24 protein-coding genes are annotated in these 26,996 nt (G+C 73.5%); 12 read left to right on the forward strand and 12 right to left on the reverse strand.

The features are described from left to right. Nucleotides 1-124 precede the first annotated feature (124 nt). A complete protein-coding gene (locus ACFY60_RS25280; protein WP_388616575.1) occupies nt 125-1,855 on the forward strand; it encodes a class I adenylate-forming enzyme family protein in 1,731 nt (576 codons plus the stop codon). A 28-nt stretch (nt 1,856-1,883) separates the two neighbouring features. On the opposite strand, the gene ACFY60_RS25285 is transcribed toward ACFY60_RS25280, so the two are convergent. Beyond that, complete coding sequence (locus ACFY60_RS25285; protein ID WP_388616572.1) at nt 1,884-3,155, reverse strand: M6 family metalloprotease domain-containing protein; 1,272 nt, start codon at nt 3,153-3,155, stop codon at nt 1,884-1,886. A 406-nt stretch (nt 3,156-3,561) separates the two neighbouring features. On the opposite strand from ACFY60_RS25285, the gene ACFY60_RS25290 reads away from it, so the two are divergent. Beyond that, a complete protein-coding gene (locus ACFY60_RS25290) occupies nt 3,562-4,308 on the forward strand; it encodes a TetR/AcrR family transcriptional regulator (protein ID WP_388616569.1) in 747 nt (248 codons plus the stop codon). Nucleotides 4,309-4,418: 110 nt separating this feature from the next. Next, on the forward strand, nt 4,419-5,954 hold the full coding sequence (locus ACFY60_RS25295; RefSeq protein ID WP_388616567.1) for an MFS transporter: 1,536 nt from the start codon (nt 4,419-4,421) through the stop codon (nt 5,952-5,954). A gap of 67 nt (nt 5,955-6,021) precedes the next feature. On the opposite strand, the gene ACFY60_RS25300 is transcribed toward ACFY60_RS25295, so the two are convergent. Beyond that, complete coding sequence (locus ACFY60_RS25300) at nt 6,022-6,528, reverse strand: MarR family winged helix-turn-helix transcriptional regulator (RefSeq protein ID WP_388616564.1); 507 nt, start codon at nt 6,526-6,528, stop codon at nt 6,022-6,024. Nucleotides 6,529-6,656: 128 nt separating this feature from the next. Here ACFY60_RS25300 and ACFY60_RS25305 point away from each other — a divergent pair, with 128 nt between their 5' ends. Next, nucleotides 6,657-7,472 carry a dioxygenase gene (locus ACFY60_RS25305; RefSeq protein WP_388616561.1) on the forward strand — a complete coding sequence of 272 codons (816 nt, stop codon included), beginning with the start codon at nt 6,657-6,659 and terminating at the stop codon, nt 7,470-7,472. 47 nt (nt 7,473-7,519) lie between these two features. Here the strand turns inward: ACFY60_RS25305 and ACFY60_RS25310 are convergent, their stop codons facing one another. After that, nucleotides 7,520-8,539 carry a questin oxidase family protein gene (locus ACFY60_RS25310; RefSeq protein ID WP_388616558.1) on the reverse strand — a complete coding sequence of 340 codons (1,020 nt, stop codon included), beginning with the start codon at nt 8,537-8,539 and terminating at the stop codon, nt 7,520-7,522. Nucleotides 8,540-9,086: 547 nt separating this feature from the next. On the opposite strand from ACFY60_RS25310, the gene ACFY60_RS25315 reads away from it, so the two are divergent. Further along, nucleotides 9,087-10,088 (forward strand): RNA polymerase sigma factor RpoD/SigA, encoded by a 1,002-nt coding sequence (locus ACFY60_RS25315; RefSeq protein WP_388616555.1) that lies wholly within the window; start codon nt 9,087-9,089, stop codon nt 10,086-10,088. Nucleotides 10,089-10,207: 119 nt separating this feature from the next. Here ACFY60_RS25315 and ACFY60_RS25320 read toward each other — a convergent pair whose 3' ends face one another. After that, nucleotides 10,208-11,188 (reverse strand): helix-turn-helix transcriptional regulator, encoded by a 981-nt coding sequence (locus ACFY60_RS25320; RefSeq protein ID WP_388616552.1) that lies wholly within the window; start codon nt 11,186-11,188, stop codon nt 10,208-10,210. A gap of 62 nt (nt 11,189-11,250) precedes the next feature. Here ACFY60_RS25320 and ACFY60_RS25325 point away from each other — a divergent pair, with 62 nt between their 5' ends. Further along, complete coding sequence (locus ACFY60_RS25325; RefSeq protein WP_388616550.1) at nt 11,251-12,783, forward strand: MFS transporter; 1,533 nt, start codon at nt 11,251-11,253, stop codon at nt 12,781-12,783. 92 nt (nt 12,784-12,875) lie between these two features. Here ACFY60_RS25325 and ACFY60_RS25330 read toward each other — a convergent pair whose 3' ends face one another. The 3 genes from ACFY60_RS25330 to ACFY60_RS25340 form a co-directional block, all read right to left on the reverse strand. Continuing rightward, complete coding sequence (locus ACFY60_RS25330) at nt 12,876-13,718, reverse strand: DUF6227 family protein (RefSeq protein ID WP_388616548.1); 843 nt, start codon at nt 13,716-13,718, stop codon at nt 12,876-12,878. A gap of 107 nt (nt 13,719-13,825) precedes the next feature. Further along, entirely contained in the window at nt 13,826-14,884 is a 1,059-nt protein-coding gene (locus tag ACFY60_RS25335) for a P1 family peptidase (protein WP_388616546.1), read from the reverse strand. Continuing rightward, nucleotides 14,881-16,086 (reverse strand): low temperature requirement protein A, encoded by a 1,206-nt coding sequence (locus ACFY60_RS25340; protein WP_388616543.1) that lies wholly within the window; start codon nt 16,084-16,086, stop codon nt 14,881-14,883. Before ACFY60_RS25340 ends, ACFY60_RS25335 begins: the two co-directional genes overlap by 4 nt. Nucleotides 16,087-16,337: 251 nt before the next feature. On the opposite strand from ACFY60_RS25340, the gene ACFY60_RS25345 reads away from it, so the two are divergent. The 6 genes from ACFY60_RS25345 to ACFY60_RS25370 are packed head-to-tail and all read left to right on the forward strand — an operon-like array spanning nt 16,338 to nt 21,618. Then, entirely contained in the window at nt 16,338-17,411 is a 1,074-nt protein-coding gene (locus tag ACFY60_RS25345) for an MFS transporter (RefSeq protein ID WP_388616817.1), read from the forward strand. Further along, nucleotides 17,408-19,732, forward strand: coding sequence for a molybdopterin oxidoreductase family protein (locus ACFY60_RS25350; RefSeq protein WP_388616540.1), 2,325 nt, complete (start codon nt 17,408-17,410; stop codon nt 19,730-19,732). The genes ACFY60_RS25345 and ACFY60_RS25350 overlap by 4 nt, the downstream gene beginning before the upstream one ends. A gap of 7 nt (nt 19,733-19,739) precedes the next feature. Next, a complete protein-coding gene (locus ACFY60_RS25355) occupies nt 19,740-20,339 on the forward strand; it encodes a 4Fe-4S dicluster domain-containing protein (RefSeq protein ID WP_388616538.1) in 600 nt (199 codons plus the stop codon). After that, nucleotides 20,336-20,962 carry a ubiquinol-cytochrome c reductase iron-sulfur subunit gene (locus ACFY60_RS25360; RefSeq protein ID WP_388616535.1) on the forward strand — a complete coding sequence of 209 codons (627 nt, stop codon included), beginning with the start codon at nt 20,336-20,338 and terminating at the stop codon, nt 20,960-20,962. The genes ACFY60_RS25355 and ACFY60_RS25360 overlap by 4 nt, the downstream gene beginning before the upstream one ends. Further along, nucleotides 20,959-21,345, forward strand: coding sequence for a hypothetical protein (locus ACFY60_RS25365; protein WP_309050239.1), 387 nt, complete (start codon nt 20,959-20,961; stop codon nt 21,343-21,345). Before ACFY60_RS25360 ends, ACFY60_RS25365 begins: the two co-directional genes overlap by 4 nt. Nucleotides 21,346-21,402: 57 nt before the next feature. Beyond that, nucleotides 21,403-21,618, forward strand: coding sequence for a hypothetical protein (locus ACFY60_RS25370; protein ID WP_309050238.1), 216 nt, complete (start codon nt 21,403-21,405; stop codon nt 21,616-21,618). A 19-nt stretch (nt 21,619-21,637) separates the two neighbouring features. On the opposite strand, the gene mscL is transcribed toward ACFY60_RS25370, so the two are convergent. From mscL to ACFY60_RS25395, 5 genes are all read right to left on the reverse strand, one after another. Beyond that, nucleotides 21,638-22,162: a large conductance mechanosensitive channel protein MscL gene (gene mscL, locus ACFY60_RS25375; protein WP_388616531.1), complete on the reverse strand. Its 525-nt coding sequence runs from the start codon at nt 22,160-22,162 to the stop codon at nt 21,638-21,640. Between the two features lie 114 nt (nt 22,163-22,276). Continuing rightward, nucleotides 22,277-22,978: a hypothetical protein gene (locus ACFY60_RS25380; protein ID WP_388616528.1), complete on the reverse strand. Its 702-nt coding sequence runs from the start codon at nt 22,976-22,978 to the stop codon at nt 22,277-22,279. 229 nt (nt 22,979-23,207) lie between these two features. Next, nucleotides 23,208-23,537: an FmdB family zinc ribbon protein gene (locus tag ACFY60_RS25385; protein WP_388616526.1), complete on the reverse strand. Its 330-nt coding sequence runs from the start codon at nt 23,535-23,537 to the stop codon at nt 23,208-23,210. A gap of 68 nt (nt 23,538-23,605) precedes the next feature. Continuing rightward, nucleotides 23,606-24,886 carry an MFS transporter gene (locus ACFY60_RS25390; protein WP_388616523.1) on the reverse strand — a complete coding sequence of 427 codons (1,281 nt, stop codon included), beginning with the start codon at nt 24,884-24,886 and terminating at the stop codon, nt 23,606-23,608. Between the two features lie 299 nt (nt 24,887-25,185). Continuing rightward, a complete protein-coding gene (locus ACFY60_RS25395; RefSeq protein ID WP_388616815.1) occupies nt 25,186-26,787 on the reverse strand; it encodes a potassium/proton antiporter in 1,602 nt (533 codons plus the stop codon). Nucleotides 26,788-26,996 lie beyond the last annotated feature (209 nt).

Genomic DNA, 26,996 nt, shown 5'->3' on the forward strand with positions numbered 1-26,996 from the left:
GCGGGGGCGGAACGGCGGTGTCACGGCCCCTGGCCTCCGCCGAGTCTAACGGGGCGGGGTTGACCCCCGAGGGAGGGCGGCATAGCGTCACCAGCGGGCTGAGCGAGCGCTTAGGAGGGGCCACGTGAAGGCTGAGGCCGGTACGGAACCGGTGCGCGGAGCCGGTACGGAGCCGTCGGCGGGCGGGGCCGGTACGGGCCCCCGGGCCGCCGCCCCCGCCCCGTGGGCCGCCCGGCTGACCGCCGACGGTGCCCCCTTCGCCGTACGCGACGGGGTGTACGCCTCCGGGCCCCGCACCCTGCGCGAGTTCGTGGAGGCCGTCTGGGCCTACGGGGACCGGGTCTTCCTGGTGTCCGAGGACGCCCGCATGACGTACCGGGAGTTCTTCGACGCCGCCTGCGGCCTCGCCCGCCGGCTCGTCGGGGAGTACGGGCTCCGCCCCGGCGACCGGGCCGTCGTCGCCCTGCGCAACCACCCCGAGTGGCAGGTCGCCTTCTGGGCGGCCCAGCTCGCCGGGCTCGTCGCCGTTCCCCTCAACGCCTGGTGGACCGAGGACGAGTTCGCCTACGCGCTCGACGACTGCGCGCCGCGCGTCCTGCTGGTCGACGGCGAGCGGCTCCCGCGCGTCCTGGCCTGGGCCCGGCGGCACGCGGTGCCCGGGATCGTGTTCCACGGGGACGGCTCGGAGGAGGCGGAGGAGGGCTTCACGGCGTACGCCCCCGACACCGATCCCCACCTGGGACCGCCCGACGTGGAGGTGACGCCGGAGCAGGACGCGACCATCGTCTACACGTCCGGGACCACGGGGCGGCCCAAGGGCGCCGTGGCCACCCACCTCGCGCAGGCGGGCGCGGCCGTGAACCCGCGCTACTTCGCGGCGGCGGCCGCCCTGGCGCGCGGCGAGGTGCCGGGGACGGGCCCCGCGCCGGTGTCCCTGACGACGTTCCCCTTCTTCCACGTGGCCGCGTTCACCTCCTTCTACGCCGTGATGGCGGCCGGCGGCACGCTCGTCATGATGCGGAAGTGGGACGCCGGCCGGGCCCTGGAGCTGATCCGGGAGCACCGGGTGACCCACTACGCGGGCGTGCCGACCACCGCCCTCCAGCTCCTGGAGGAGGCCCGGCGCGCGGGCGACGGCCTGGACAGCCTGACGCTGCTGAGCACCGGCGGGGCGCCCGCCCCGCCCGGGATCGTGGCCGGTCTGACCGAGCGGTACGGGGAGCGGATCGAGCCCCGCAACGGTTACGGGCTGACCGAGACCTGCGGCGGCGTGCTGTCCCACGTGGGCGCCGAGTACCGCGCGCACCCCGGCAGCGCCGGCCGCCCGTCCCCCGTGACCGAGGTGCGGATCGAGGCGCCCGACGCCGGCGGCGTGGGCGAACTCCGGCTGCGCGGCCAGTCGCTGATCCGCGGCTACTGGGGCGACGACGAGGCCACCCGGGCCGCCTTCACCGACGACGGCTGGTTCAGGACCGGGGACCTGGCCCGGATCGACGAGGGCGGGCGGGTCACGATCGTGGACCGGCTGACCGACATGGTCATCCGCGGCGGCGAGAACGTGTACTGCGTCGAGGTGGAGCGCGTCCTCCAGGAGCACCCGGGGGTGGCCGACGCGGCCGTGCTCGGCCTGCCGCATCCCGTGCTCGGGGAGGAGGTCGCCGCCGTCGTACGGCTCCGGCCCGGCCGGGAGGCGGAGGTGGACGCCGAGGCGCTCCGGGCGCACGTGGCGGCGCGGCTCGCCGCCTTCAAGGTGCCGGCCCGGATCCTCGTGCGGACGGAGGAGCTGCCGAGGAACCCGACGGGCAAGCTCCTCAAGCGGGAGCTCCGCGCGTGCTTCACGGCCGGGGACGGCTGAGGCCGGCGGCTCGGCGGGCGCGGGGGGCTCAGGGCCGGGTGATGCGCACCCGGTAGGTGCCGGCCCCGTCCTCGTCCACGACGCCGATGCGGATGCCGTTCACGCGGTCGGTGAAGGTCTCGCCGGGGCGGTAGGGCGCGTCCGAGAGTTCCGCGTGCACGTTGGGGCGGCGCGTGCAGCCGCCGCTGGCCCGCTCGCTGTCGGAGACGGTCACCGGGCCGTGGCCGGTGTCGACGTCGGACTCCACCCGGTAGATGAGCACGCCCTCGTCGCAGACGGCCTCGTCGTTGCCGTCCTCGGTGCGGACCTCGACGGCGTAGCCGGAGGTGTCGGAGAGCGGCACGAAGGCCAGCTTGGGGCCGCCGGCGTGGGCCAGCGGGGTGAGCAGGTGCTCGCTGGTGCCGGTGGCCGAGGCGCAGCTCACCTGGTCGTTGTCGAGCCAGCCGAGCTTCCACTTGTGCCAGCCGAGGAGGTCGTTGTTGGCCCCCCAGTCCTCGGACATGATGTCCCAGTGGCCGACGGTCCCGCCGCCGTCGGCGGTGTAGAGGTCCGGCAGGCCGAAGACGTGCCCGTTCTCGTGGGGCAGGACCCGGTAGCCGGTCTCGGCGAAGCTGCCGGAGCCGTCGTCCTGGCGGCTGTAGACGAAGGACGTGTTGGCGAGGGGGACGCCGTCCGCGTAGGGGGCCTCGTCGTTGCCGGAGAAGGTCACGGACAGGACGGTGTCGAGGGCGGAGGGCCCGGCGTTCGGGGTGACGAGGACGTTGACCAGGTCGTAGGCGCTGAAGTCGACCTTCGGGTCGGCGGCCTTCACGATGTCCTCGACGAGGGAGCGGTAGCCCGGTTCGTACGGTGAGCCGCGCTCGATCCCGTACGAGGAGAACGGCCGCGGCATGCGCAGCCAGTCGGGTATGGGGGCTTCGGGCTTGTAGTGGAGGCGCCCGTAGGAGCTGGTGGCGAACCAGTCGGAGGTCTGCGGGAAGAACTCCCGGTAGCGGCTCATCGCCGTGCCCTCCCCGACCGCGTCGGGGAAGTCGATCATCAGGTTGAGGGCTTTGACGCGGCCCGTGGAACGGGCGTAGCCGGGGGCGGTCGGCATCCCCTCCGACATCTGCACGCCCATCGTGGTGGTGATCCGGCACGGTCCGAGCTGGGTGGTGCCCGGCGTGGTGGCCACGGGGCCGGCCGAGGCGGGGGCGGGTCCGGGGAGCGTGCTGCTCGCGGAGGCGAGCAGGGCGAGCGAGAGCGCCGTGGTCGCGGCCAGGGCGACGGGTCTGCGTATCCGCCGGCGGGTGTGCTGCATACGGTCGCCTCTCCGGTACGGGCAGGTCTGCGGCACGGGCCTGCCCGGACCGTCCCGTCGGGGGCGGGCGGAGATCGCGCCGTGCGATCAGCCTGGAACGACCGGTGCGGGGGCGCGCGCCGGGTGGCCCGATCGTGGGTATCCCGGCGGAGCCGACGGGATGTGACCCAGGTCACGACAGGGCCCGGAAATAACCGGGGAGCGCGTCCCCGTTTAGGAAGGTGTTCCGATGAAGTGGGGAGTCCTTCCCCGGTTGGCCGGAACGTGTGAGACCTGTGTGACGGGTGAGCCCGGTGTGACGCACCGGAGACCCGAGGGACAGGCGGGACGCGTGAGACTTGCGAGTCCCGACCGATGCCCGATGTCCGATGCCCGAAGACCGTCGACCGACCGAGGAGGTCGTGGCGTGACCAGCACCCCCGACGCGGCACGCGCCGGCGCCGCGCGCGCCGCGTCCGTACGAGGCGAATCCGTACGTCCCGGGCGCGTGTGCCCCGAGCAGGGTGCCGCGCCCGCCCGGCGCGTGCCGAAGCCCCGTGCCGACGCCCTCCGCAACCGTGAGCGGCTGGTGACGGCGGCCCGCGAGATGTTCGTGGAGTTCGGCCCCCAGGTGCCGTACGACGAGATCGCGCGCCGCGCCGGCGTCGGGAACGCCACCCTCTACCGGAACTTCCCCGAGCGGGCCGACCTCGTCCACGAGGTCGTCCTCTCCCTGATGGGGCGGGTCGCCGGGATCGCCGAACGGGCGATGGCGGAGGAGGCCGACCCCTTCGAGGCCGTCCGCCGCTTCACCCTCGCCGCCGCCGACGAGCGGGTCGGCGCCCTGTGCCCGATGCTCGACGGCGCCTTCGACAAGGAGCACCCGGACCTGGTCGTGGAGCGCGAGCGGGTGGAGGAGGCCGTCGCGGAGCTGGTCCTGCGCGCCCAGCGGGCCGGCCGGCTCCGCGCCGACGTCGGCGTCGGCGACCTGATGGTGGCCGTGTCGCAGCTCGCCCGGCCGCTGCCGGGCACCGCCGGTGACGCCTTCGCCCCCTTCGTACGCCGCCATCTCCTGCTGTTCCTCGACGGCCTGGAGGCGCCGGCCCGCTCCGAACTGCCCGGCACGCCCGCGACCCTGGAGGATCTGCGACGCGACACCTGTCCGGCGTCCTGACGGCCCGGCCGGCGGCGGCCCGGAAGCCTGCTTCTCACCGCTCCGGCGACGCTCCCTCCCCTTTCCTTTTTCCGTTTTTTGACATTTCGCGCCAAGAGGTGGCCACTCCCATGCCCAAAACGCCCGACACCGCCGTGACAGGGGCCGACCCGGCCCGCTGGAAGGCACTCGTCTTCATCGCGCTCGCCCAGCTGATGGTCGTCCTCGACGCGACGATCGTGAACATCGCCCTGCCCTCCGCCCAGCAGGACCTCGGCATCTCCGACGCCAACCGGCAGTGGGTCATCACCGCCTACGCCCTCGCCTTCGGCGGACTGCTCCTCTTCGGCGGCCGTATCGCCGACCTCTGGGGCCGCAAGCGGACCTTCGTGGTCGGTCTCGTCGGCTTCGCCGCCGCGTCCGCGCTCGGCGGCGCGGCCACCGGCGAGGGGATGATGCTGGGCGCCCGCGCGCTCCAGGGCGTGTTCGGCGCGCTCCTCGCGCCCGCCGCCCTCTCGCTGCTCGCCGTGACCTTCACCGACGCCAAGGAGCGCGCGAAGGCCTTCGGCATCTACGGCGCGATCGCGGGCGGCGGCGGCGCCGTCGGCCTGATCCTCGGCGGCTTCCTCACCGAGTACCTCGACTGGCGCTGGACCTTCTACGTCAACATTCCGTTCGCCGTCGTGGCCGCCCTCGGCGCCTACTTCGTGATCCGTGAGCCCGCGGGCGGCCGCAACCGCTCCCCGCTCGACATCCCCGGCGTGTTCCTCTCCACCCTGGGCCTGGTCGCGCTCGTGTACGGGTTCACGCGGGCCGAGACCGAGGGCTGGGGCGACACCGGCACGATCGGCCTGTTCGTCGGCTCGGCGGTGCTGCTCGCCGCCTTCGTGGGCACCGAGGCCTTCGTCAAGCACCCGCTGCTGCCGCTGCGGGTCCTGACCGACCGCAACCGCGGCGGCATCTACCTCTCCCTGGGCCTGGCCGTCATCGCGATGTTCGGCCTCTTCCTCTTCCTGACGTACTACCTCCAGGTCGTGAAGGGCTACTCGCCCGTCATGACCGGCTTCGCCTTCCTGCCGATGATCGCGGGCATGATCGTGGGCTCGACACAGATCGGTACGCGCCTGATGACCCGGGTCCCGGCGCGCCTGCTGATGGCGCCCGGCTTCCTGACCGCCGGCGCCGGCATGCTGCTGCTCACGCAGCTGGAGGTGGACACCTCGTACGCCGGGCTGATCCTGCCGGCGCAGCTGCTGCTCGGCCTCGGCATGGGCACGGCGTTCATGCCGGCCATGTCGCTGGCGACGCTCGGCGTGGACCCGAAGGACGCCGGTGTGGCCTCCGCGATGGTGAACACCTCGCAGCAGGTCGGCGGTGCCATCGGTACGGCGCTGCTGAACACGATCGCCGCCTCCGCGACGACCGCGTACCTGACGGACCACGCGGCGGGCGCGACCACGCCGGCCGCGCGGAAGCTGGTGCAGCTTCAGGGCATGGTCGAGGGCTACACGGCCGCCATCTGGTGGGCCGTGGGCATCCTGGTCGTCTCGGCGGGCATCGCCTTCGCCCTCATCAACGCCGGCAAGCCGGGGACGGGCACCGTCGCCGGGACCGGCGCGGACGCCGGCGCGCAGGACGAGGTCAAGATCCCCGTCATCGCCCACTGACCCCGCGGGGACGTGACCGGCCGGCCGGTCACGTCCCCGTTCGCCTGCCCTGGTTCCGCGCGTGCGCTCAGCGGAGCCAGGGCAGGTCCGCGTCCGGGTCCGAGGGCTGGAGCCCCTCGGCCATCACGCGCATGATCTCGCCGAGCTGGGCCACCTGCTCGGGGGAGAGCCGGTCGAACAGGGCCTGCCGGACGGCCGCGACATGGCCGGGCGCGGTCCGGCGCAGGACCTCCATCCCCTCCTCGGTCAGCAGGGCGTACTGACCCCGCTTGTCGGAGGGGCAGTCCTCGCGCCGTACCCAGCCGTTCTTCTCCAGGCGGGCGACGGCGTGGGAGAGGCGGGAGCGGGTGATCTTGGCGCTCCGGGCCAGTTCGGTCATCCGCAGGCGGCGGCGCGGGGCCTGGGAGAGCTGGACGAGCAGGCCGTAGTAGATGTGGGGCATCCCCGCGTCCCGCTGCAACTGGCGGTCGAGGTGGTCCTCCAGGAGCGTGGTGGCGTGGAGGTAGGCGCGCCAGGTGCGCTGTTCGTCGTCGCTGAGCCAGCGCGGTGCGGTCGTGTCTCCCATGGGCACCATCGTACGACTCGTCCTTGAAAGTTGAACTATGTAGTTTTATTCTGCATGGAGTAGGAGCTTGAACTTTCAAAGATCCAGTCGGCCGAGGACGTGACCGAGGATCACGACGGAAGGCGGAGGTCGTCGCCATGGACACCACCCCCGACAGCGGCACCACCGGCACCACCCCGGACCGGATGCCCGCGCTCTACCTCTCCCACGGCGCGCCGCCGCTCGCCGACGACCCCGTCTGGCCCGGCGAGCTGGCCGCCTGGTCGGCCGCGCTGCCCCGCCCCACCGCGATCCTCATGGTCTCCGCCCACTGGGAGGAGGCCCCGCTCGCGCTCGGCGCCACCGAGACCGTGCCGCTCGTGTACGACTTCTGGGGCTTCCCCGAGCACTACTACCGCGTCCGGTACGCGGCCCCCGGCGCGCCCGGCCTCGCCGCCGCCGTCCGCACACTGCTGCGCGCCCCCGGCACACCCGTCCAGGACATCCCCGACCGGGGACTCGACCACGGCGCGTACGTCCCGCTCGTCGAGATGTACCCCCGCGCCGACGTCCCCGTCCTCCAGATCTCCCTGCCCACCCTCGACCCCCGCCGCCTGATGGACATCGGCCGCGCCCTGGCACCGCTGCGGGACGAGGGCGTCCTGATCGTCGGCAGCGGCTTCTTCACCCACAACCTCGCCGCCCTCCGCCACCCGGGCGGCGGGGTGCCGGGCTGGTCCGCCGAGTTCGACGCCTGGGGGCGCGAGGCGCTCGCCGCCCAGGACGTCGACGCCCTCCTCGACTTCACGCACAAGTCCCCGGCCGGGCGCCTCGCGCACCCGCGCACCGAGCACTTCGCGCCGCTGTTCGTCGCCATGGGCGCGGCGGACGCCGCCGGCGACCTGGACCGCGGTCGGTCGGTCGTCGACGGCTTCTGGATGGGCCTCGCCAAGCGGTCCGTGCAGTTCGGCTGAACCGCCCGGGCCCGAGGCCTCGGCGGTGCGGCCGAGCGGGCCGGGCTCTAGAAGACGGGCGGGTTCAGTTCGACCGCGCGGACGGCGGCGGCCAGGGCGACGGGGTCGCCGACGTCGAGCGCCGTGTCCGCGAACTTGATCGTGTGGTCGTCGCCGTGCGCCGCCGCCCGCGCGAAGACCTCCTCGGCCGTGAGGGCGGTCGCCGTGTACGGCGCGGCCTCCCGGGGCGTGTAGGCCGCCGTCACCGCGGCCGAGGCCGCCCACGCGGCCGCCACGCTCGGCGCCCACAGCTCGCGCGGCAGGGCGGGCAGGGTCCGCAGGACGGCGTTCGGCGCGGTCGCCGCGTGCACCAGCATGATCGGCTCGCCGTGGCCGTGGGACGCGTACCGGTGCGTCGCGGCCGTCACGAGCTCGGTGAGCCGCGCCCGCGCCGTCTCCGGGTCCGGTGGCGCTCCGGCTCCCCAGGCGGGAAGGGCCGTCAGTTGGGCGAGACGGTCCCGGATCCCGCCCTCCTGTTCGGGCACGGGCGGTACGGAGTCGAGCGCGGCCGCCGCGTCCGGCGCGGCGGGCAGCGGCGCGACCGGCGGCAGGGGCTGGTGGCGGGCCGCCCAGTAGCCGAGGGCGTGCGCCAGCTCGGCGCGGCGCGGCGCCGTCTCCTCCGGGGAGGTGAGCAGGGTCCGTACGGCGTGCCCGGTACGGATCACGGGGTGGGTCGCCCCGCCCGCGATGCCCGGCAGCAGCCGGGGCCACCAGATGGCGAGCACCTCCCGCCAGGGGTGCTCGGCCAGCTCCCGCGCGAAGAACCGGGTCCAGTCGGTGATCCGGGCCGGGTCACCGAGCGCCTCGCGCCAGGTCGCCGAGGTCACCGGGGTGTGCGGGGAGGGCAGCTCCTCCAGCTTCGGGCCGTAGGTGTCGAGCCAGCGGTGCACGGCCGGGGCCTGGCCGTGGCGGACGAGGGCCTCGACCGCCATCGGGGCGTGGTTCGACAGCCAGCCGCCGTGCTCGGGGCCGGTGGTGTGGAGGCGTTCGAGCGCCTCGTCGAGGGTGCCGGAAAGGTCGTCGCTCATGGCACGGACGGTAGGCCGCCGCCCCCGGGTCGCGGAACGGGCGCGGGACCTAGGCTCCTGGGCCGAGACGGGGGACGGGGAGACGGAGGACCACCGGGGGCGCGGCCCGCCCCGGCCGTACCCCGGGCGGCGGGACTCCCGGCCCGGACGGGGCCGGGTGATTAGGCGCCGCGCGGCAGGTGAGACGGAGGGAGCAACCTCTGGGAGACGGAGAGGACACCCTGCCGGGAGAAGGGAAGGGGGCAACCTCCGGGCACCGGCCGGCGTCTCTCCGGGTGCACCGCGTGTGATCACGGTCTCACCGACGGCGCGGTCGGGGTTTCCGGGATCGGCGCCGCGCCCGGCCCCCGTACGGCTCCGACCTGCGTATCCGCTCTCCCGGCGGGCGCGGTGTCGCAGGGCCGCCCGGCGCGGCGGCGCGCAGGATACTGCATGATCGCGAAAATTCAGGTGCCCGGTGGGAATTCTGTCCTGATTCCAGTCGTTGTTTCCGTCGGATGCAGGGCACCCGCAAGGGTGTCGCGACCTACTCAGCAAGGGAGCACGCATGGCAACCCGTGCCGTCGCCCGTCGTCAGTCCTCCGCCGCGAGCGGGGGCGGCCGGGCAAGCAGCGTTCGCGCCGTGGGCGGGGAGATCGCCGACCGCGACCTGGTCGGCATGTACCTCGACGAGATCGCGCGCACGCCCCTGCTCGACGCCGCCAAGGAGGTCGAGCTCTCGCAGACCATCGAGGCGGGCGTCTACGCCCAGCAGATACTCGACGGTGAGGTGGAGAGCGAAGCGGGCGGGGCGACCCGCGAGGAGCTCGAGGCGCTGGTGGCCGAGGGCGAGCGTGCCAAGGACCTCTTCATCAAGTCGAATCTGCGGCTCGTCGTCGCCGTCGCCCGGCGCTACCCGCGCAGCGGCCTGCCGCTGCTCGACCTCATCCAGGAGGGGAACGCGGGCCTGGTCCGCGCGGTCGAGAAGTTCGACTACGCGAAGGGCTTCAAGTTCTCCACGTACGCGACGTGGTGGATCCGCCAGGCCATCACCCGCTCCATCGCCGACCAGTCGCGCACCATCCGCCTCCCCGTCCACCTGGTGGAGGAGCTCGGCCGGATCCGGCGCGTCCAGCGCGAGTTCAACCGGGAGAACGGGCGGGAGCCCGAGCCCGCCGAGGTGGCGGCCGAGCTGGGCACCACACCGGAGCGGGTCGTCGACGTCCTGGACTGGGCGCGCGACCCGGTCTCGCTGAACATGTCGGTGGACGACGAGGGCGAGACGCAGTTCGGCGACCTCCTGGAGGACACGTCGGCCGTCTCCCCGGAGCAGTCCGTGCTGACGCTGCTGCGCAGCGAGGAGCTGGACGACCTGATCGACAAGCTGGATCACCGTACGGCGTCGATCATCCGCATGCGGTACGGCATCGAGGACGGCCGCGAGCGGACCCTGACGGAGGTCGGCAAGGAGCACGGCCTGACGCGGGAGCGGATCCGCCAGATCGAGAAGCACGCCCTGCTGGAACTGAAGAAGATGGCCCGCGACACCGGCTTCGACGCGGTCGCCTGACCGCACGCCGCCAGGGGACACCGCCCGCGGGCCGTGCGCGCCACCGGAAAGGGCCCGGGGACACCGTCCCCGGGCCCTCCGCGTACCCGGTGCGGGCCGCCCGGTGGCGCCGGGGCCCGTCAGCCGGCCCGTGTGCCGCCCGCCCCGACCGCCGCCGTCAGACGGGCGGCCAGGTCCTCCACATGCGCCCGCAGCGGCGCGGGCCCGTGGACCGTGAAGGGGGCGTCGACCAGCGCCAGGCGCAGCGCCACCCACTCCACCGAGTCCGCCGAGCGGGTGCGCAGCCGGCAGCTGTGCTCACCGGTCGCCTCCGGGACGAGGTGCGAGGGCAGCCGGGCCGTCACGAAGGCGGCCGGCGCCGCGAAGGTGATGTCCAGGTCCAGTTCCCGCTGGGCGCGCGACATCGAGCGGGACAGCAGCTCGGCCGCGTCGCTCGCCGGCAGCTCGCGCGGTGTGAAGCGCGCCCCGGTGGCGAAGGGGTCGCTCACCCGGTCCACCCGGAAGGTGCGCCAGTCCTCGCGCCCCAGGTCGTACGCCACGAGGTACCAGCGGTGCCCGGTCGACACCAGCCGGTCCGGCTCGACCAGCCGCTTCGTCTCGGCGCCGTCCCCCGCCCGGTAGCCGAAGCGCAGCCGCTCCCGGGCGGTGACGGCGCCCGCCAGGGCGGTCAGGGTGGACGGGGCGACGGTGGCGCCGTCGCCCCGGGTGAGGGGGATCGTGGCGTTCTGCAGCGTGGAGACCCGGTGCCGGAGCCGGGCGGGCAGCACCTGCTCCAGCTTGGCCAGGGCCCGTACGGAGGCCTCCTCGACGCCCTCGATGGCGTGCCCGGCCCCGGCGCGCAGGCCGACGGCGATGGCGACGGCCTCCTCGTCGTCGAGGAGCAGCGGCGGCATCGCCGCCCCGGCGACGAGCCGGTAGCCGCCGGTGGCGCCGAGGGTCGCCTCGACCGGATAACCGAGGTCGCGGAGCCGGTCGATGTCGCGGCGGATCGTGCGCGGGGAGACCGCGAGCCGTTCGGCGAGCTCGCTTCCGGGCCACTCGCGCGGGGTCTGGAGGAGCGAGAGCAGGTTCAGGAGTCGTGCCGGGGTGTCCGTCGTCATGCTCTCCAGCATGAGGCCGAACTAGGACATCATCCGACCTATATGACTTCTATCTTCTCGGTATGAGTTCACACGGACACGACGCCGCAGCGGCGGCGGACAAGAGGCGCTGGATCGCGCTCGCCATCGTCATGACCGCCGCCTTCATGGACCTGGTCGACGCCACGATCGTCAACATCGCGATCCCGAGCATCGAGCGGGACCTCGGCGCCTCGTTCGGGGCGATCCAGTGGATCACCGCCGGGTACGCGCTGGCGTTCGCGGCCGGACTGATCACCGGTGGCCGCCTCGGTGACATCTACGGACGCAAGCGCCTCTTCCTCCTCGGCACCGCCGGCTTCACGCTCGCCTCGGCGCTCTGCGGCTTCGCCGCCTCGCCCGAGATGCTGGTCGGCTCGCGCCTCCTGCAGGGCGCCGCGGCGGCCATGATGGTGCCGCAGGTCCTGTCGATCGTCCACGTGACCTTCCCGGCCCACGAGCGCGGCAAGGTGTTCGGACTCTTCGGCGCGATCATCGGGCTCGGCGCGGTCTCCGGTCCGCTGCTCGGCGCGCTGCTCACCCAGTGGAACATCGCGGGCCTGGAGTGGCGCCCGATCTTCCTCATCAACCTGCCGGTGGGCGTGGCCGCGCTGTTCCTCGGCCGCAAGTTCATCACCGAGTCGAAGGCGCCGAAGGCGCTCCGTCTCGACCTGGTGGGCGTGCTGCTGGTGACGGCGGCCCTGATCCTGCTGATCTACCCGCTGACGCGCGGCCGTGAGCTGGGCTGGCCGCTGTGGGGCCACCTGATGATGGCCGGCAGCCTCGTCGTCTTCGGCGCCCTCGTCGCGTACGAGAAGTACAAGACGCGCAAGGACGGTTCGCCGCTGGTCGAGCTGTCGCTGTTCCGGGTCAAGAGCTTCGCGGCGGGCATCGCCGTCCAGCTGACCTTCGGCGTCGTGCTCGGCATCTTCTTCCTGGTCTGGACGCTCTACATGCAGATCGGTCTCGGCTGGACCCCGCTGAAGGCGGGGCTGACCGGGGTGCCGTTCTCGATCGCGGTCTCCGTGGCCGCCGGCATGTCCGTGCAGAAGCTGGTGCCGCGCTTCGGCCGCAAGGTGCTCCAGGCGGGTGCCCTGACGATGATCGCGGGCGTGCTCCTGTACCTCTTCGAGGCGGGCCGGTACGGGACGGGCATCGAGCCCTGGCAGATGGTGCCGCCGCTGGTCGTCATGGGCGCCGGCATGGGCCTGATCGTGGCGCCGCTGACGGACGCGGTGCTGTCGGAGGTCCCCAAGGAGCACGCGGGCTCCGCCTCGGGGCTGATCAACACGACCGGGCAGATGGGCAACGCGCTCGGCCTCGGCCTGGTGGCCGTGGTCTTCTACGGCTCCATCGACGACGAGCGCCTCGCCCAGGCCCCGGCCGAGGTGGGCGCGGCCTTCACCGACGCCTTCCAGAACTCGCTCGGCTGGGTCGTCGGCGTCCTCGCCGCGATCTTCCTGGTGATGTTCGCCCTGCCGGCGAAGCCGAAGCAGCACCTGGAGGGCGGCGCGGACGGGACGGATACGGACGGGACCGGCGCCGTGGTGGAGAAGGCCCCGGCCCTCGCCTCCTGAGGGACGGCCGTACGACGAGGGGCCCTGGTCCCGGGAGAACTCCCGGGACCAGGGCCCCGCCCGTGCCCGGACCCTGCCCGGACCGGGCGGGATCAGCGGACCCGGGCGCGGGACTCCATGGCCTCGCGGGCCGCGCTCTCCGTCTCGTACACCTCGCACATGTGCCGGCCGTCCGGGGTGGCGGTGTGCTCGACCTCCCACAGGCTGACCTCGCTGCCGTCGAGCAGCAGGAACTGGTGCTCGTACAGGGTGAAGCCGGCGTCCCGGCCTCCCTCCACCGGGCAGAGGCGGCCGAAGGCCTGGGTGATGTGGTGGGCGAAGGCGAGGCGCAGCCGGCGGGCCGTCCGCTCGCCGGGCCGGTCCGCGTTCTCCGCGCGGCGCAGGACGCGGCGCGCGTGGTCGGCGGAGTTGTCCGGCACGTACATCCGGGGCTGCGCCGGTATCGGACGGGCCAGGAGCGCGGCCATCAGCTCCAGGTCGTCGTCCTCCTCGCCTCCTCGGCCGTCGGCCCGCTCCGCCGTCCAGCCCGGCAGGGGTCCGGACGGCAGGCGGGAGGCGGCGAGCCGGACGTCCGACTCCTCGGTGTACAGCTCGTGCTGGTCGGCGCCGTCCCGGCCCGCGTTGTGCACGAGCTCCCACAGGGTGAGGGCGCTGCCGTCGGCGAGCAGATAGGTGTGGCGGTGGGTGGCGCGGTGCAGCGAGGCACTGTGGTGCGAGGAGTGCAGCGCGCTGGAGTGGGCCAGCGCCGTCTGCAGGCGCTCCACCACGGAGTCGGGCAGATCGAAGGAGTTGAGCGCCCTGCCGAGGAGCCGCTCAAGGTGCGTCTCGGTCGTCTCGTACGGATCGGAAGGATCCCGCGGATCGTTCAAGGGTGTCTCCAGGCCGTCGCCGCATGTCACTTGATGCTTGCTAAACGTAGTCCCTGGGTCCGACATCGTGACCGGGTTCCGGAAAACGAGGAACCGGCGCCCGGAGTTCCCGCAGGTCCGGCGTCAACTCCGGTACGGCGGCGGGCGGTACGGGCCCGCCCCGGCCCTCCGGATCAGCCGTCGTCACCGCCGTGCGGCCCGTACAGCTCGCGGTACGAGGGGAAGTCGCCGCCCGGGCCGCGCCGGCCCGCGGGGGCGGCGAGGACCGCCCGGACGATCGCCCGGGTCACCGTGTCGGCCGCCGCCGTCAGGATCGCGTTGAGAGCCAGGGGGCCCTCGTCGGACGGCAGTTCCCGCGCGCCGGTCGCGAGGGTGAAGACCGTGTCCCCGTCGTTCATCAGGTGCACCGGCCGCACGGCGCGCGCGATGCCGTCGTGCGCCGTGCCCGCGACCTTCTGCGCCTGCGGGCGGGTCAGGGCCGCGTCCGTGGCGACCACGGCGAGCGTGGTGTTCAGCGGGGGAGGGGCGGAGGCGGCCCGGGCCCGGGCGAGCCGTCGCCGTGCCGCCTCGTGGACGTCCCGGGGCGGCCAGGCGGGCCGGCCGCCCGCCCCGTACCGCCCGAACAGCACACCCGTCGCCGGGTCGACCGCCTCGCCCACCGCGTTCACGACGACCAGCGCGCCGACGGTGATCCCGGACTCCAGGACCGTGCTCGCCGTTCCGGTCCCGCCGCGCAGCCCGCCGACCACGGCCCCGGTGCCCGCGCCGGCCGCGCCCGTCTCCACCGGCGCGTGGTCGCCGCTCGCCCAGGCCGCCTCCACCGCCGCCCGGCCGGTCGCGGCGTCGGGCCGGGCCCGGAAGTCGCCGCCCCGGCCCAGGTCGAAGACGCAGGCGGCCGGCACGACCGGCACCACGTGCGCCGGGTCGGGGCCCACCCGGACGCCCCGGTGCCGCTCCTCCAGCCAGGCCATCACCCCGGCGGCCGACTCCAGGCCGTAGGCGCTGCCGCCGGTCAGGACGACCGCGTCGACGCGGCCCACCACGTTGCGCGGGTCGAGCGCGTCCGTCTCGCGGGTGCCCGGCCCGCCGCCCCGCACGTCCACGGCGGCCACCGCCCCGCCCTGCGGGGCGAGGACGACCGTGGTGCCGGAGAGCGCCCCGGGCCCGGACACGCGCGCGTGCCCCACGCGCACCCCGGCCACGTCGGTGATCGCGTCCCGCTGAGGTGTCATGTCCCCTGACTATCACGGGTGTCGGGGGTGTGCGGGCCCGTCCGGGACACCGGGCCGCGGGCGGTCAGGGTCACGCCGGTCGCGACGGTCAGCGCCGCGACGATCCCGGCCGCGAGTACCGCCCAGCGGCCGGCGAAGGAGCACAGCAGGATCGCCAGGGCCGCGACCGGCAGGACGAGCTGCTGCGCCGTGCCCACCTTGAAGTAGCGGGCGTGGAGCAACCACACCGACAGCAGGAACAGGGCCGACGGGATCGTCACGGCGGCCGAGGCGGCGAGGGTGGAGAGGTGCGCCTTGCCCACGGCCTGCTCGACGGCGATCTCGATGCCCGCGCCGATGGCGGCGGCCGAGGCGAGGATCAGGTAGTGGCCGTAGCCCCAGACGAAGCCGTTGCGGGCGGAGGTCAGCCGGTCGTGGGCGGGTACCACGAAGTAGATCCACCAGGCGGCGAAGACGAGGAGCAGACCGCCGGCGGCGATCGGCAGCAGCTCGCCGAGGGCGTCGTGTTCGGCGATGCCGGACTTCACTCCGACGGTCGCGGCGGCGACGGTCTCACCCAGCACGATGAGGGTGAAGAGTCCGAACCGCTCGGCGATGTGGTGCGGGTGCCAGCTGCTGGGGGCGGCCCGCTCCGCGAAGACGGGGACGGAGAGTTCGGCCAGGGCCATGACGAGGAAGACCCACGGGCGGACCGGGCCGGGGGCGAACAGCAGGCCCAGCCAGCCGGCCTGACAGGCGAGCACACCGCCCGCGTACCGCAGGCACATCGTCCGCTCGGCGGCGGAGGCGGCGTGCCGGGCGGCGCGCGTCCACTGGGTGGCGAGGGCCACGCGCATCACGACGTAGCCGAGGTAGACGACGAGGAAGTCGTGGCCCTCGAATGCCCGCGACACACCGGCGGCGAGGACGAGGACGCCGGCGATCTGGACGAGGGTGACGACCCGGTACGCCACGTCGTCGTTGTCGTACGCCGAGGCGAACCACGAGAAGTTCATCCAGGCCCACCACAGAGCGAAAAAGATCATCGCGTAGGTGACGAGCCCCTCCCCGGCGTGGCCCCCGGCGATGGCGTGCACCAGTTCCGCGCCCGCCTGGGCGACGGCGACGACGAAGCACAGGTCGAAGAAGAGTTCCAGGGGAGTGGCGGCCCGGTGGGACTCCTCGGGGGAGCGCGCGGTGAGCGGCAGCAAGGTCCGTGTCATCCCCCCAGGACAGCAGACCATCCCTGCCCGCCCCCTCGAGCCACGCGCACCCCGGGGCCGGGACGCCCGCCCACGGGCCCGCCCCGTCGGCCGTCCCGCGCCGGACGGGGAACATCTCCGCCCTTTGATCGCAAAACAGGGCCAACAGGTAAATTCGGTCTTATCGTGGCCGGGTGAGTGAGCCACCGCAGACCACCGCGCCCACCGCCTCCGCCCCCGGCGACGAGCCCACCGGGGCGGAGGGGGCCACCGTGGCGGCCGGGGCGGGCACGCCGGAGCGGCCCGGGGGCCGGGCGCCCGGGGCCGTGCGCCGCCGGGCCCTGCTCGCGGGCACCACCGTGTCCGTCCTCCTCGTCCTCGCGATCGTCCTCGGCAGCCGGTTCCTCCGGGACTTCGACTCGGCCCTCCTGCCCTACGCCGTCGCCACCGTCTTCCTCGCCTTCGGCGTCGCCCACCGCTACACCGTGTGGGTGTCCGCGCCCGCCGCCCGCCGTCTCTTCCGCCAGGGATGGCGCTCCTTCTTCTCCGTCGCGAACGCCCGCCGCGCCCCCACCGCCCTGCCGAGGATGATCGCCACCTACCTCGGCCTCCAGAAGTTCCTCGGGGCCCGCTCCCGCGCCCGCTGGGCCGCGCACCAGCTCCTCTTCTGGGGCTGTCTGCTGGCCGCCGCGATCACCTTCCCCCTCACCTGGGGCTGGTTCACCTTCACCTCCGGCACCGGCGCGGGCCCCGGGTACGAGATGCGGATCTGGGGCTTCAAGATCCTCGGATTCGACGCGCTCAGCCCCGTCGGCTGGCTCATGTTCCACGGCCTCGACGTCGCCGCCGTCCTCGTCATCGCCGGGGCCTCGTACTTCCTGTGGCGCCGGATGCGGGACCGGGGCGCCACCACCGGGCAGCGCTTCGCCTACGACCTCGTGCCGCTCATCGCGCTGATCGTGGTCTCGGTGACCGGGCTCCTGCTGACCTTCTCCTCGATCTTCCTGCACGGCGGCGGCTACGCGTTCCTGGCGATCCTCCACATGGTCGCGGTGGTCTTCACCCTCGTCTACATCCCCTTCGGGAAGTTCTTCCACATCGTGCAGCGGCCCGCCGCCGTCGGCATGCAGCTGTTCAAGTACACCTCCCGCCGCACGGACACCGACCTGCTCGCCTGCCGGCGCTGCCGGGAGCCGATCGACACCGCCCCGTACGTGGAGAACCTGCGCGGCACCATGCGGGACCTCTCGCTCGACTTCGACGCCTGGGCCGAGTACTGCCCCCGCTGCAAGCGCGTCCTGCGCGGCCAGGCCTACCTCACGCACGTCAAGAAGGGCTTCCAGTGAGCGCGACCGACCCCGCGAGCCCGCCCGCACGGGCGCTGCCGCTCGACCCCTCCGTCGCCCCGCCCGGCGCCCGCGCCTTCCGGGACGCCGGAGCGCTGCCCGCCGACCGGTGGCACGCCGACCAGCGCGGCGAGACCCTCGTCCCCACCCACTGCTGCTTCTGCGGGGTCCAGTGCGGCATGTACCTGCGGGTCGACCACGCCGGCAAGGTCTTCGGCGTCGAACCCCGCAACCACGACATCAACCGCATGCGGCTCTGCCCCAAGGGCATCAACGCCTACCAGCAGGTCAACCACCCCGACCGGCTCACCCGCCCGCTGCTCCGCCGCCACCGCGACGAGGAGTTCCGCGAGGTCTCCTGGGAGGAGGCCCTCGACCACACCGCCGCCGAGATCCGCCGCGTCCAGGGGGAGTACGGCAACGACGCCTTCGGCGTCCTCGGCGGGGCGAGCCTGTACTCGGAGAAGACCTATCTCGTCGGCAAGTTCGCCCGGGTCGCGCTGAAGACCCGGCACGTCGACTACAACGGGCGTCTGTGCATGGTCTCCGCCGCCGGTGCCAACAAGCTCGCCTTCGGCATCGACCGGGCCGGCAACCCCTTCTCCGACATCCTCCTCACCGACTGCCTCCTCATCGCCGGCTCCAACGTCGGCGAGTGCTTCCCCGTCATGACGCAGTACGTGTGGGGAGCCCGCGACCGGGGTGCCACCCTCATCGTCGTCGACCCGCGCGAGACGGCCGTCGCGCGCACCGCCGACATCCACGTCGCCCTCAGACCGGGGACCGACTCCGCCTTCTTCAACGCCGTCCTGCACGTCGTCGTCGCCGAGGGCCTCACCGACGAGGCCTACCTCGCCGCCCACACCACCGGCTGGGACGAGGTCAGGGTCACCGTCGCCCAGTACCCGCCGTCCCGCGCCGCGCGGATCTGCGGCGTCCCGGAGGAACAGATCGTCCAGGTGGCCCGCGTCTTCGCCGGCGCGGAGAAGGCCATGGCCTGGCACGCCCGGGGCATCGAGCACCACTCCCAGGGCGTCGAGAACTGCCTCTCGGTCATCAACCTCTGCGTCGCCACCGGCAACATCGGCCGGCCCGGCGCCGGCTACGGCACCATCACCGGCCAGGGCAACGGCCAGGGCGGCCGGGAGCACGGCCAGAAGTCCGACCTCCTGCCCGGCGGACGCTCCATCTCCGACCCCGAACACCGCCGCCAGATCTGCGAGATCTGGGGCATCGACGAGACCGAACTCCCGCCCGCCGGAACCTCCATGATGGAAATGGTCTGGCAGATGCGGCGCCAGGAGATCCGCGGCCTCATCGGCATCTGCAACAACCCCTTCGTCTCCCTCCCCCACCACGCCACCGTCAAGGAGGGCTACGACACCCTCGAGTTCCACGCCCAGCTCGACTTCTTCCTCTCCGAGACCGCCGCCAACGCCCACGTCGTCCTCCCCGTCACCGTCTGGGCCGAGGACGAGGGCGTCATGGCCAACGCCGAGGCCCGGGTCGTCAAGCACAACAAGGCCCAGGAGCCCCCGGCGGGCGTCCGCACCGACACCTGGGTCATCCGCGAACTCGCCCGCCGCCTCGGCGCCGGGGACAAGTTCGACTTCCCCGACTCCCGCTCGGTCTTCGAGGAACTCCGCGTCGCCTCCGCCGGCACCGTCAACGACTACTACGGCATCACCTACGAGCGTCTGGAGGAGACCGGCGGCATCGCCTGGCCCTGTCCCTCCACCGACCACCCGGGCACCCCCCGCCTCTTCGAGGACGGCAGGACCTATCACCCCGACGGCAAGATCCACCTCCAGGTCGTCGAATGGCACCCGCCCATGGACCCGTACAGCGAGGAGTTCCCGCTCTCGCTGACCACCGGCCGCACCGTCGCCCACTTCCTCTCCGGCAACCAGACCCGCCGTCTGGGCGCCCTCGTCGAACAGACCCCCCGCCCGTGGGTCGAGGTCCACCCCTCCCACGGCTTCGGCAACGGCGACCCCGTCCGCGTCGTCACCCGCCGCGGCAGCGCCGTCTTCCCCGCCCTGGTCACCGAGGCCATCCGCCCGGACACGGTCTTCGTCCCCTACCACTGGCCCGTCCCCACCGCCGCCAACACCCTGACCATCGACGCCCTCGACCCGCGCTCCAAGATTCCCGAGTACAAGGTGTGCGCCGCCCGCGTCGAACCGGCCGAACGCCTCGACCAGGTCCCCCCGCCCCCCACCGCCCCCGGGCGCACCGCCGACCCGGAGACCCAGGTCTCCCGCACCGACCCCCTGCCGCCCACGGCCCCGCAGGGCCGGGGCACCGCCGAGAGGAGCTGAGCCGCCGATGATGGGCCGCACCCTCTTCATCGACCCGGGCCGCTGCATCGGCTGCCAGGCCTGTGTCTCCGCCTGCCGGGAATGCGACTCCCACCGGGGGAAGTCGATGATCCACCTGGACTACCCCGACGAGGGCCGCTCCGTCGCCTCCCTCCCCACCGTCTGCATGCACTGCGAGGACCCGGTCGCCCCCTGCGCCGAGGTCTGCCCCGCCGACGCCATCCTGGTCACCGCCGACGGAGTGGTGCAGCAGGCCGACACCACCCGCTGCATCGGCTGCGCCAACTGCGTCAACGCCTGCCCCTTCGGCGTACCGAAGATCGACCTGGGCGCCAAGCTCCAGATGAAGTGCAACCTCTGCTACGACCGCACCTCCTACGGACTCGCCCCGATGTGCGCCACCGTCTGCCCCACCGGTGCCCTCTTCTACGGCACCCTCGACGAACTGCGCACCGAACGCCCCGGCGTCCAGGTCGCCGACTCCTTCACCTTCGGCTCGACCACCGTCACCACCGGCGTCGCCATGGTCGTCCCGGCCGACAAGGTCGAGTGGCCCGTCCCCGGCGGCCTGCCGGTCGTGGAGATCAACGGAAAGGACGTCCGGTGAGCGTGACCGACCCGCAGCCGCCGGCCCCGGGATCCGCCGACGCCGCGCAGGAGGCGCTGCACGACCGGATCGCCGCCGACTCCCTCACCACCCGCCGCGACTACCTGCGGATCGTCGCCACCGTCTCCGGCGGTCTGGCCGTCGGCGGGGTCGCCGTCGCCTCCGGCGTCCTCCACCGGCACGGCGACGCCGGGGGACCGCCCGAGCCGAGGAGGATCGCCGACCGGATCGAGCCGGGGGAGTCGCTCGCCTTCCGCTACCCCGGCGCCGAGGACCGGGCGATCGCCGTCCGCATGGACGACGGCACCCTCGCCGGCTACTCCGCCGTCTGCACCCACCTCGCCTGCGCGGTCCTGTGGCGCAGGGACCGGGGCGCCGAGGGCGAGTTGTACTGCCCCTGCCACGAAGGTGTCTTCGACGCCCGCACCGGAGCCGTCACCGCGGGCCCGCCGCCCCGCGCCCTGCCGAAGGTGCTGCTCCAGGAGCGGGAGGACGGCAGCGTCTGGGCCGTCGGCACGGCCCGCTCCGGCGAGGACGCCCGCGAGGCCCTCTGCCGGCAGCAGGGCGGCGACGCGGCCCTCTGCCGGAACGCCGCCCCGGCCGAGGGGAGCGACCGCCCGTGACCGCACCGCGCTTCCCCCGCGATCCGCGGGCCCCGCGCCCGCCCGCCTACACCCCCGGCAGCGCCGAGCCGCGCCTCAACCGGCCCGTCCGCGAACGCTATCCGCAGCTCCGGCCGACCAGCGGCTACGGCGACCCCCGGACCCGGCACACCGGGCCCGGCCCGGGCGCCGGCACGGAACAGGAGCCGGAGCGCTCCTCGAAACTGTCGGCCCGTCTGGCACTGGCGCTCACCGTGGTCGCCGGGCAGCTCTGGGGTCTGACGGTGGTGGTGGACGAGTGGATGGCCGGTGACACCGGCACCGCCTGGTGGGGCGCCGGCTTCCTCGTCCTGTCGTTCCTGGTGGTGCTCGGACTGTGGGCGCTCGACCCGGACGATCGCTGACCCGGACCGCACCGGCCGGGCGGGTGCGGGGCGGGACCCCCGGCGTACCCTGAAGACATGAGCACCGCCCCCGCCCACGGCCCGCGAGACGCGAAGCAGTCCGGCGAACACTCCGAGAACACTCCGAAGCCGGCACTCGTCTTCGACGATCCGCTGGACCAGCAGTCCGCGGACGACACGGACCGCGGGTGGGGCGAGCGGCCTCCCGCCGGCGGCGACAGCGCCGCCGACCTCGCGCGCTTCCTCGACGAGAAGCCGCCGCACCACCTCTGAGATCCGCGCGCCGCGCGGGTCAGGAGGTGGGGTGCGCCCCCGAACCCCCGGCGGAGCCGGTGCCCGGGCCCGAGCCCGTCCCCGGGACGGGACCGCGCTGGGCCACGAGGTGGTCGCGGATCTCCTTCAGGACCTCCAGCTCGCTGACCTCCAGGGTCTCCTGGACGCCCTCCTTCGCCTTGTCGTGCGCGGCGCGCCTGGCGAGGACCTTCGCCATCGGCAGGACCATCAGGAAGTAGACGACGGCCGCCGTGATCAGGAAGCTGAGGACGGCGCTGAGCACCGTGCCCCACATGATCGGGATGCCGGAGACCACGTTCCCCGCGTCGTCGATCCGGCAGGGCCCCTTCAGACAGGACTGGTAGCTCTCCAGGTCCTTCGTGCCGAAGGCCCCCACGAGCGGGTTGATGACGCCCTTGACCACCGAGTTCACGATGTTGGTGAACGCGGCACCGATGACGACCGCCACCGCGAGATCGATCACGTTGCCGCGCATCAGGAAGGCCTTGAAGCCCGCCATCACGCTTTCCTTCTTCTCGGCCACCAAGGTGCCTTTCGTCGCGAGTACTGCTGTGTGCGCAGTCATTAGGCCGCCTGGGCCGCAGAAACGTCCAATCCGTACACCCGTGAAGGTGAATCGACGGCGGGGCGACGGGCGTCAGCACAGAACCACCGCCAACGAGGACGTGACGCCGGCACCGGCCAGCGCCGCCGCCGTCGACCGCGGCACGGACAGGACGACCAGTGCCCCCGCGTCCGGCCGGGTCGCGTCGCCGGGCGGTACGGCCGCCACCCGGGCGCCCCGCGCCACCACCCGCGCCGCGCCGCCCCCGCCGAGGCCCGTCGGCGGCGCGGCGATCACGTCGACCCGGTCGCCGGGCCGCAGCAGCCGTACCGTCGCGGCGTCCGCGATCCGTACCGGCGCGGACACCGGCCGCGCGGCCCCGGACGCCCGGGCCGTGGGCACGGCGGCCGTCGCGGGCTCGGGCCCGGGCGGGGGAGGGAGGCTCCCGCCCGCGACGGCGAGGGAGGCGGCCGCGAGCGCCAGGAGCGCCGCCGGAAGCACCCGCCCCCGGCGCGGCCCCGCCCTGCCCGCGCCACCCCGCCCGAGCCCCGGCCGGCCCCGCCTCCCGCCCCGTACCCGCAACGGCGCGAAGGCCGGCACCGCGCACGGCGGCGGAACGGACGACGACGGGACGCCGAAGACGGAGGAGGCGAGCGGGGAGGACAGCGAGGAAGAGGAGAGCGAGGGGGACAGCGAGGAAGAGGAGAGCGACGACAGCGAGAAAGGGGAGGGCGAGGGAGGGGAACCGGGAAGGCCGGGGGTGAGGAGCTCGGGCTCCCCTGCGCGTACGGACACCACGGGGCACACCGCCTGTTCGGTCGGAGGAGTCGGGACGTACCGACGCACCGCCCGCACGGGCGGCCCGTCGTCGCCCTCACTCTCCTCGCCGCGCCCGGCCCCCGCTCCGGCCTGTGGACCGGCCCGCGCCTGTGGAAAACCCCTTCACCCGCAGGGGTGAAGGGGCGGAACGCCGAGGGCCCCGCCGCACGGTCGCGACGGGGCCCTCGGCAGGACGGGGATCGGCTCAGGCGGCCGAGGTGGAGCTGCTCGCGCCGGACGACGACGTCGACGCGGCCGGCTTGGCGTCCGAGGAGGACGAGGCCGACGGGGTCGAGGACGCCGAGCCCGTGGAGGACTTCGACGAGCCGGACGAGGCGGGCGAGCTGCTGGACGAGGAGCCGCGGCTGTCGTTCCGGTAGAAGCCGGAACCCTTGAAGACGATGCCGACGGCCGAGAACACCTTCTTCAGGCGGCCCTTGCAGCTGGGGCATTCGGTCAGCGCGTCATCGGTGAACTTCTGCACCGCCTCGAGGCCCTCGCCGCACTCGGTGCACTGGTACTGGTAGGTCGGCACGTGTCTTCCTCCTGGCACTCACACTCATCGAGTGCTAACGACGATCCATAGTGACGTATTCCGCCGGTTCAGTCCACCGTCACCGGGACTCGGTGACCGACACCACGTGCCGCGACCCGGCTCGCCTCGCGCGGCTTGAGCCGCGAGCGGAGCGCCAGCAGGGTCGCCAGGGCGAGCGCGGTGCCCGCCATCGGCACCAGGAAACCGGTGCTCGCGCCGTGGGCGTCGGCCAGGCGGCCGGCGACCGTGACGGCCGCGGCCTGGCCGAGCGCGACGGCGCCGGTGAGCCAGGTGAAGGCCTCCGTGCGGGCCGAGGCCGGGATCAGCGTCTCGACGATGGTGTAGCCGGTGATCAGGGCCGGGGCGATGCACAGGCCGACGACCAGGCCGAGCGCGCCGAGCAGCAGCACGGAGTGCGCCGTCCACAGCAGGGAGGCGGCGGCCGTGAGGCCCGCGTAGCCCAGGATCAGGCGGCGGCGGGGGCCGATCTTCCAGGCGATGGCGCCCATGGCGACGCCGGCGAGCATGTTGCCCGCGGCGAAGACGCCGTACAGCACGCCGTTGACGCCGGGGTTGCCGATCTCCTCGGTGAAGGCGGTCAGGGAGACCTGCATGCCGCCGAAGACCGAGCCGATGCCGAGGAAGGCGACGATCAGGACGCGGACGCCGGGGATGGACAGGGCCGAGCGGTGCGGCTCGTCGCCGTGCGCGGCCGCGGCGACCGCCCCGTGGGCGGGCTGGGTGGCGCGCTGGGCGGCGAAGAACAGACCGCCGACGAGGGTGAGGCCGGCCTCGGCGATCAGGCCGGCGGCCGGGTGGACGCCGGTGCACAGGGCGGTGGCGAGGACCGGGCCGACGACGAAGGTGAACTCGTCCGTGACCGATTCGAAGGCGGCGGAGGTCTGCATGAGCGGCGTGCCGTCGAGCTTGGCCGCCCAGCGCGCCCGGACCATCGGACCGACCTGCGGCACCGAGGCACCGGCGGGGACGGCGGCCAGGAACAGGACCCACAGCGGGGCGCCGCCCAGGGCGAGGGCGACGAGCAGGGAGACGGAGGCCGTATGGACGAGGACGCCCGGGATCAGGACGGCGCGCTGGCCGAAGCGGTCGGCGAGCTTGCCGCTCTGCGGCGCGAAGAGCGCCATGGAGACGCCGGTGGCGGCGGCGACGGCGCCCGCGCTGCCGTACGAGCCGGTGGTGTGCTGGACGAGCAGGACGATGCCGATGGTCAGCATCGCGAACGGCTGCCGGGCGGCGAAGCCGGGGATCAGGAAGGAGAGCGCACCGGGGGTGCGCAGCAGCTGCCCGTAGCCGGGCCGCTTCCCGGAGGAGTTGACCGTGGACGCCACGGTCCTTGCCTTTCTGCCGCCTGGTAGCGCGCCTGGCACGGTGGTGCCGATGTCGCCGAGAGCTGTCCTCTTGCGCGGAACTGCGGTAGATACCGGGCCGGCCCCACTGCGGGGAGGGGCGCCACGGCCGCCATACGGTCGCGCCAGCTCTGCGTCAGGCAGAGTTGGTTCGATCTGGTGTGCCTTCATGGTACAGGGAAAGTGCGTCTTCCGGCCTGGGAAACGCTCCCGCCCCTCTTTTCACACCTGGTTTTCGTGCCCGAATCCGGGGATGTGCGCCACCCCCGCCGTGGCGCACGTCACGCGGAGCCGGAAGGCCCGGACGAGCGCGGGCCCCGGGCGTTCCGTTTTCCCTGCCCCGCCTTCGGCGGCTTTCCGCGTCCGGCCTTCGACGGTTTCCGCCGGCGGGTGCCCGGCAGGCGGAAGCGGGTCGGGGTGGTCGTGACCTCGGTCCTGCCGTCGCCCGTGCCGAGCCAGCCGGCCAGCTTGCCGCCCTGTCCGACCGCCCGCAGCCGGCGCTCGGTCGCGTCCCGCACCGGGTCGGTGGCGACCACGAGGAGTTCGTCGCCGTGCCGCAGGACGGTGGTCGGCCCGGGCACGAAGCTGGCCTCCTCCCGTACGACGAGGGTGACGGCGGCTCCCGGCGGCAGGCGCAGTTCGCCGACCTCCACGCCGTGCATGCGCGAGCCGTCCGGGATCGCGACGGAGAGCAGGTGTCCGCGCAGTCGCTCCAGCGGGGCGGACTCGACGCCCAGGTCGGAGGCCCCGGCGTTGTCGCCGAGCTTGAGGGCCTTGGCGAGCCACGGCAGCGTCGGGCCCTGGACGAGGGTGTAGACGACGACGAGGACGAAGACGATGTTGAAGATCCGCTCGCTGCCCTCGATCTGCGCCACCATCGGGATGGTGGCGAGGATGATCGGCACCGCGCCGCGCAGGCCGGCCCAGGACATCAGCGCCTGCTCCTGCCAGGGGATGCGGAAGGGCAGCAGGCTGACCAGCACCTCCATGGGCCGGGCGACCATGGTCAGGACCAGGCCGATGACGACGGCCGGCCAGAAGTCGTTGATCAGCTCGTGCGGGGTGACGAGCAGCCCGAGCAGGACGAACATGCCGATCTGGGCGATCCAGCCGAGCCCCTCGGCGAACCCCCGGTTGGCGGGGGCGTGCGGCAGCTTGGCGTTGCCGAGGACCATCGAGGCGAGGTAGACGGCGAGGAAGCCCGACCCGTGGGCGAGGGCGCCGGCCGCGTAGGCGACGACGGCGATGGCCATGACGGCGATCGGGTAGAGGCCGGAGGCGGGCAGGGCGACGTGCCGGAGGCCGTAGGCGCCGAGGAAGCCGACCGCGAGGCCGATCGCGACGCCGATGGCGAGTTCGAGGGCGATGGTGCCGACGAGGACGTACCAGTGGTCGACCGGTCCCGCGGTGGAGAAGGCGACGACGAGGATGACGACCGGGGCGTCGTTGAAGCCGGACTCGGCCTCCAGGACACCGGTGACCCGCGAGGGCAGGGGCACCTTGCGCAGCACGGAGAAGACGGCGGCGGCGTCGGTCGAGGAGACGACGGCGCCGATGATGAGGGCCTGCCGCCACTCCAGTCCGACGAGGTAGTGGGCGCCCGCGGCGGTGATGCCGACGCTGACGGCGACACCGAGGGTGGAGAGGACGACCGCGGTGGGCAGGGCCGGCCGGATCTCCTTCCACTTCGTGCCGAGGCCGCCCTCGGCGAGGATCACGACGAGGGCGGCGTAGCCGATGACCTGCGTCAGCTCGGCGTTGTCGAAGGCGACACCGCCGACGCCGTCCTGGCCCATCGCGATGCCGATCCCCAGGTACAGCAGGAGGCTGGGGAGCCCGCTGCGGGAGGAGATCCGTACGGCCGCGACGGCGATGAGCAGCACGAGGGAACAGATGAGCAGGAGTTCGTTGAGCTGGTGGACAGTCAGTGCCGTTCCTTCCCCTCGCACGCCAGCCGGATCGTTCCTCCAGCGGCCGGTACTTCGTTACCTTACCTAATCTTTAACGGTTTCTTGACGCCGTCTTTGCCTACCCTCGCTCATCCGTACGGTTCTCTTCCTGACACCGCGTCCGAGGCGCGCGGGTGCTGCGC

The organism is Streptomyces sp. NPDC012827, from assembly GCF_042900905.1.
GTDB lineage: Bacteria > Actinomycetota > Actinomycetes > Streptomycetales > Streptomycetaceae > Streptomyces > Streptomyces gulbargensis.

Bases quoted from the DNA above. Each gene is read 5' to 3' on its own strand.
- ACFY60_RS25325 (WP_388616550.1), top strand. From the start codon at position 11,251: ATGAGTTCACACGGACACGACGCCGCAGCGGCGGCGGACAAGAGGCGC.
- ACFY60_RS25340 (WP_388616543.1), bottom strand. From the start codon at position 16,086: ATGACACGGACCTTGCTGCCGCTCACCGCGCGCTCCCCCGAGGAGTCC.
- ACFY60_RS25355 (WP_388616538.1), top strand. From the start codon at position 19,740: ATGATGGGCCGCACCCTCTTCATCGACCCGGGCCGCTGCATCGGCTGC.
- ACFY60_RS25370 (WP_309050238.1), top strand. From the start codon at position 21,403: ATGAGCACCGCCCCCGCCCACGGCCCGCGAGACGCGAAGCAGTCCGGC.
- ACFY60_RS25300 (WP_388616564.1), bottom strand. From the start codon at position 6,528: ATGGTGCCCATGGGAGACACGACCGCACCGCGCTGGCTCAGCGACGAC.
- ACFY60_RS25305 (WP_388616561.1), top strand. From the start codon at position 6,657: ATGGACACCACCCCCGACAGCGGCACCACCGGCACCACCCCGGACCGG.
- ACFY60_RS25330 (WP_388616548.1), bottom strand. From the start codon at position 13,718: ATGTCGGACCCAGGGACTACGTTTAGCAAGCATCAAGTGACATGCGGC.
- ACFY60_RS25295 (WP_388616567.1), top strand. From the start codon at position 4,419: ATGCCCAAAACGCCCGACACCGCCGTGACAGGGGCCGACCCGGCCCGC.
- ACFY60_RS25335 (WP_388616546.1), bottom strand. From the start codon at position 14,884: ATGACACCTCAGCGGGACGCGATCACCGACGTGGCCGGGGTGCGCGTG.
- ACFY60_RS25315 (WP_388616555.1), top strand. From the start codon at position 9,087: ATGGCAACCCGTGCCGTCGCCCGTCGTCAGTCCTCCGCCGCGAGCGGG.
- ACFY60_RS25320 (WP_388616552.1), bottom strand. From the start codon at position 11,188: ATGACGACGGACACCCCGGCACGACTCCTGAACCTGCTCTCGCTCCTC.
- ACFY60_RS25285 (WP_388616572.1), bottom strand. From the start codon at position 3,155: ATGCAGCACACCCGCCGGCGGATACGCAGACCCGTCGCCCTGGCCGCG.
- ACFY60_RS25310 (WP_388616558.1), bottom strand. From the start codon at position 8,539: ATGAGCGACGACCTTTCCGGCACCCTCGACGAGGCGCTCGAACGCCTC.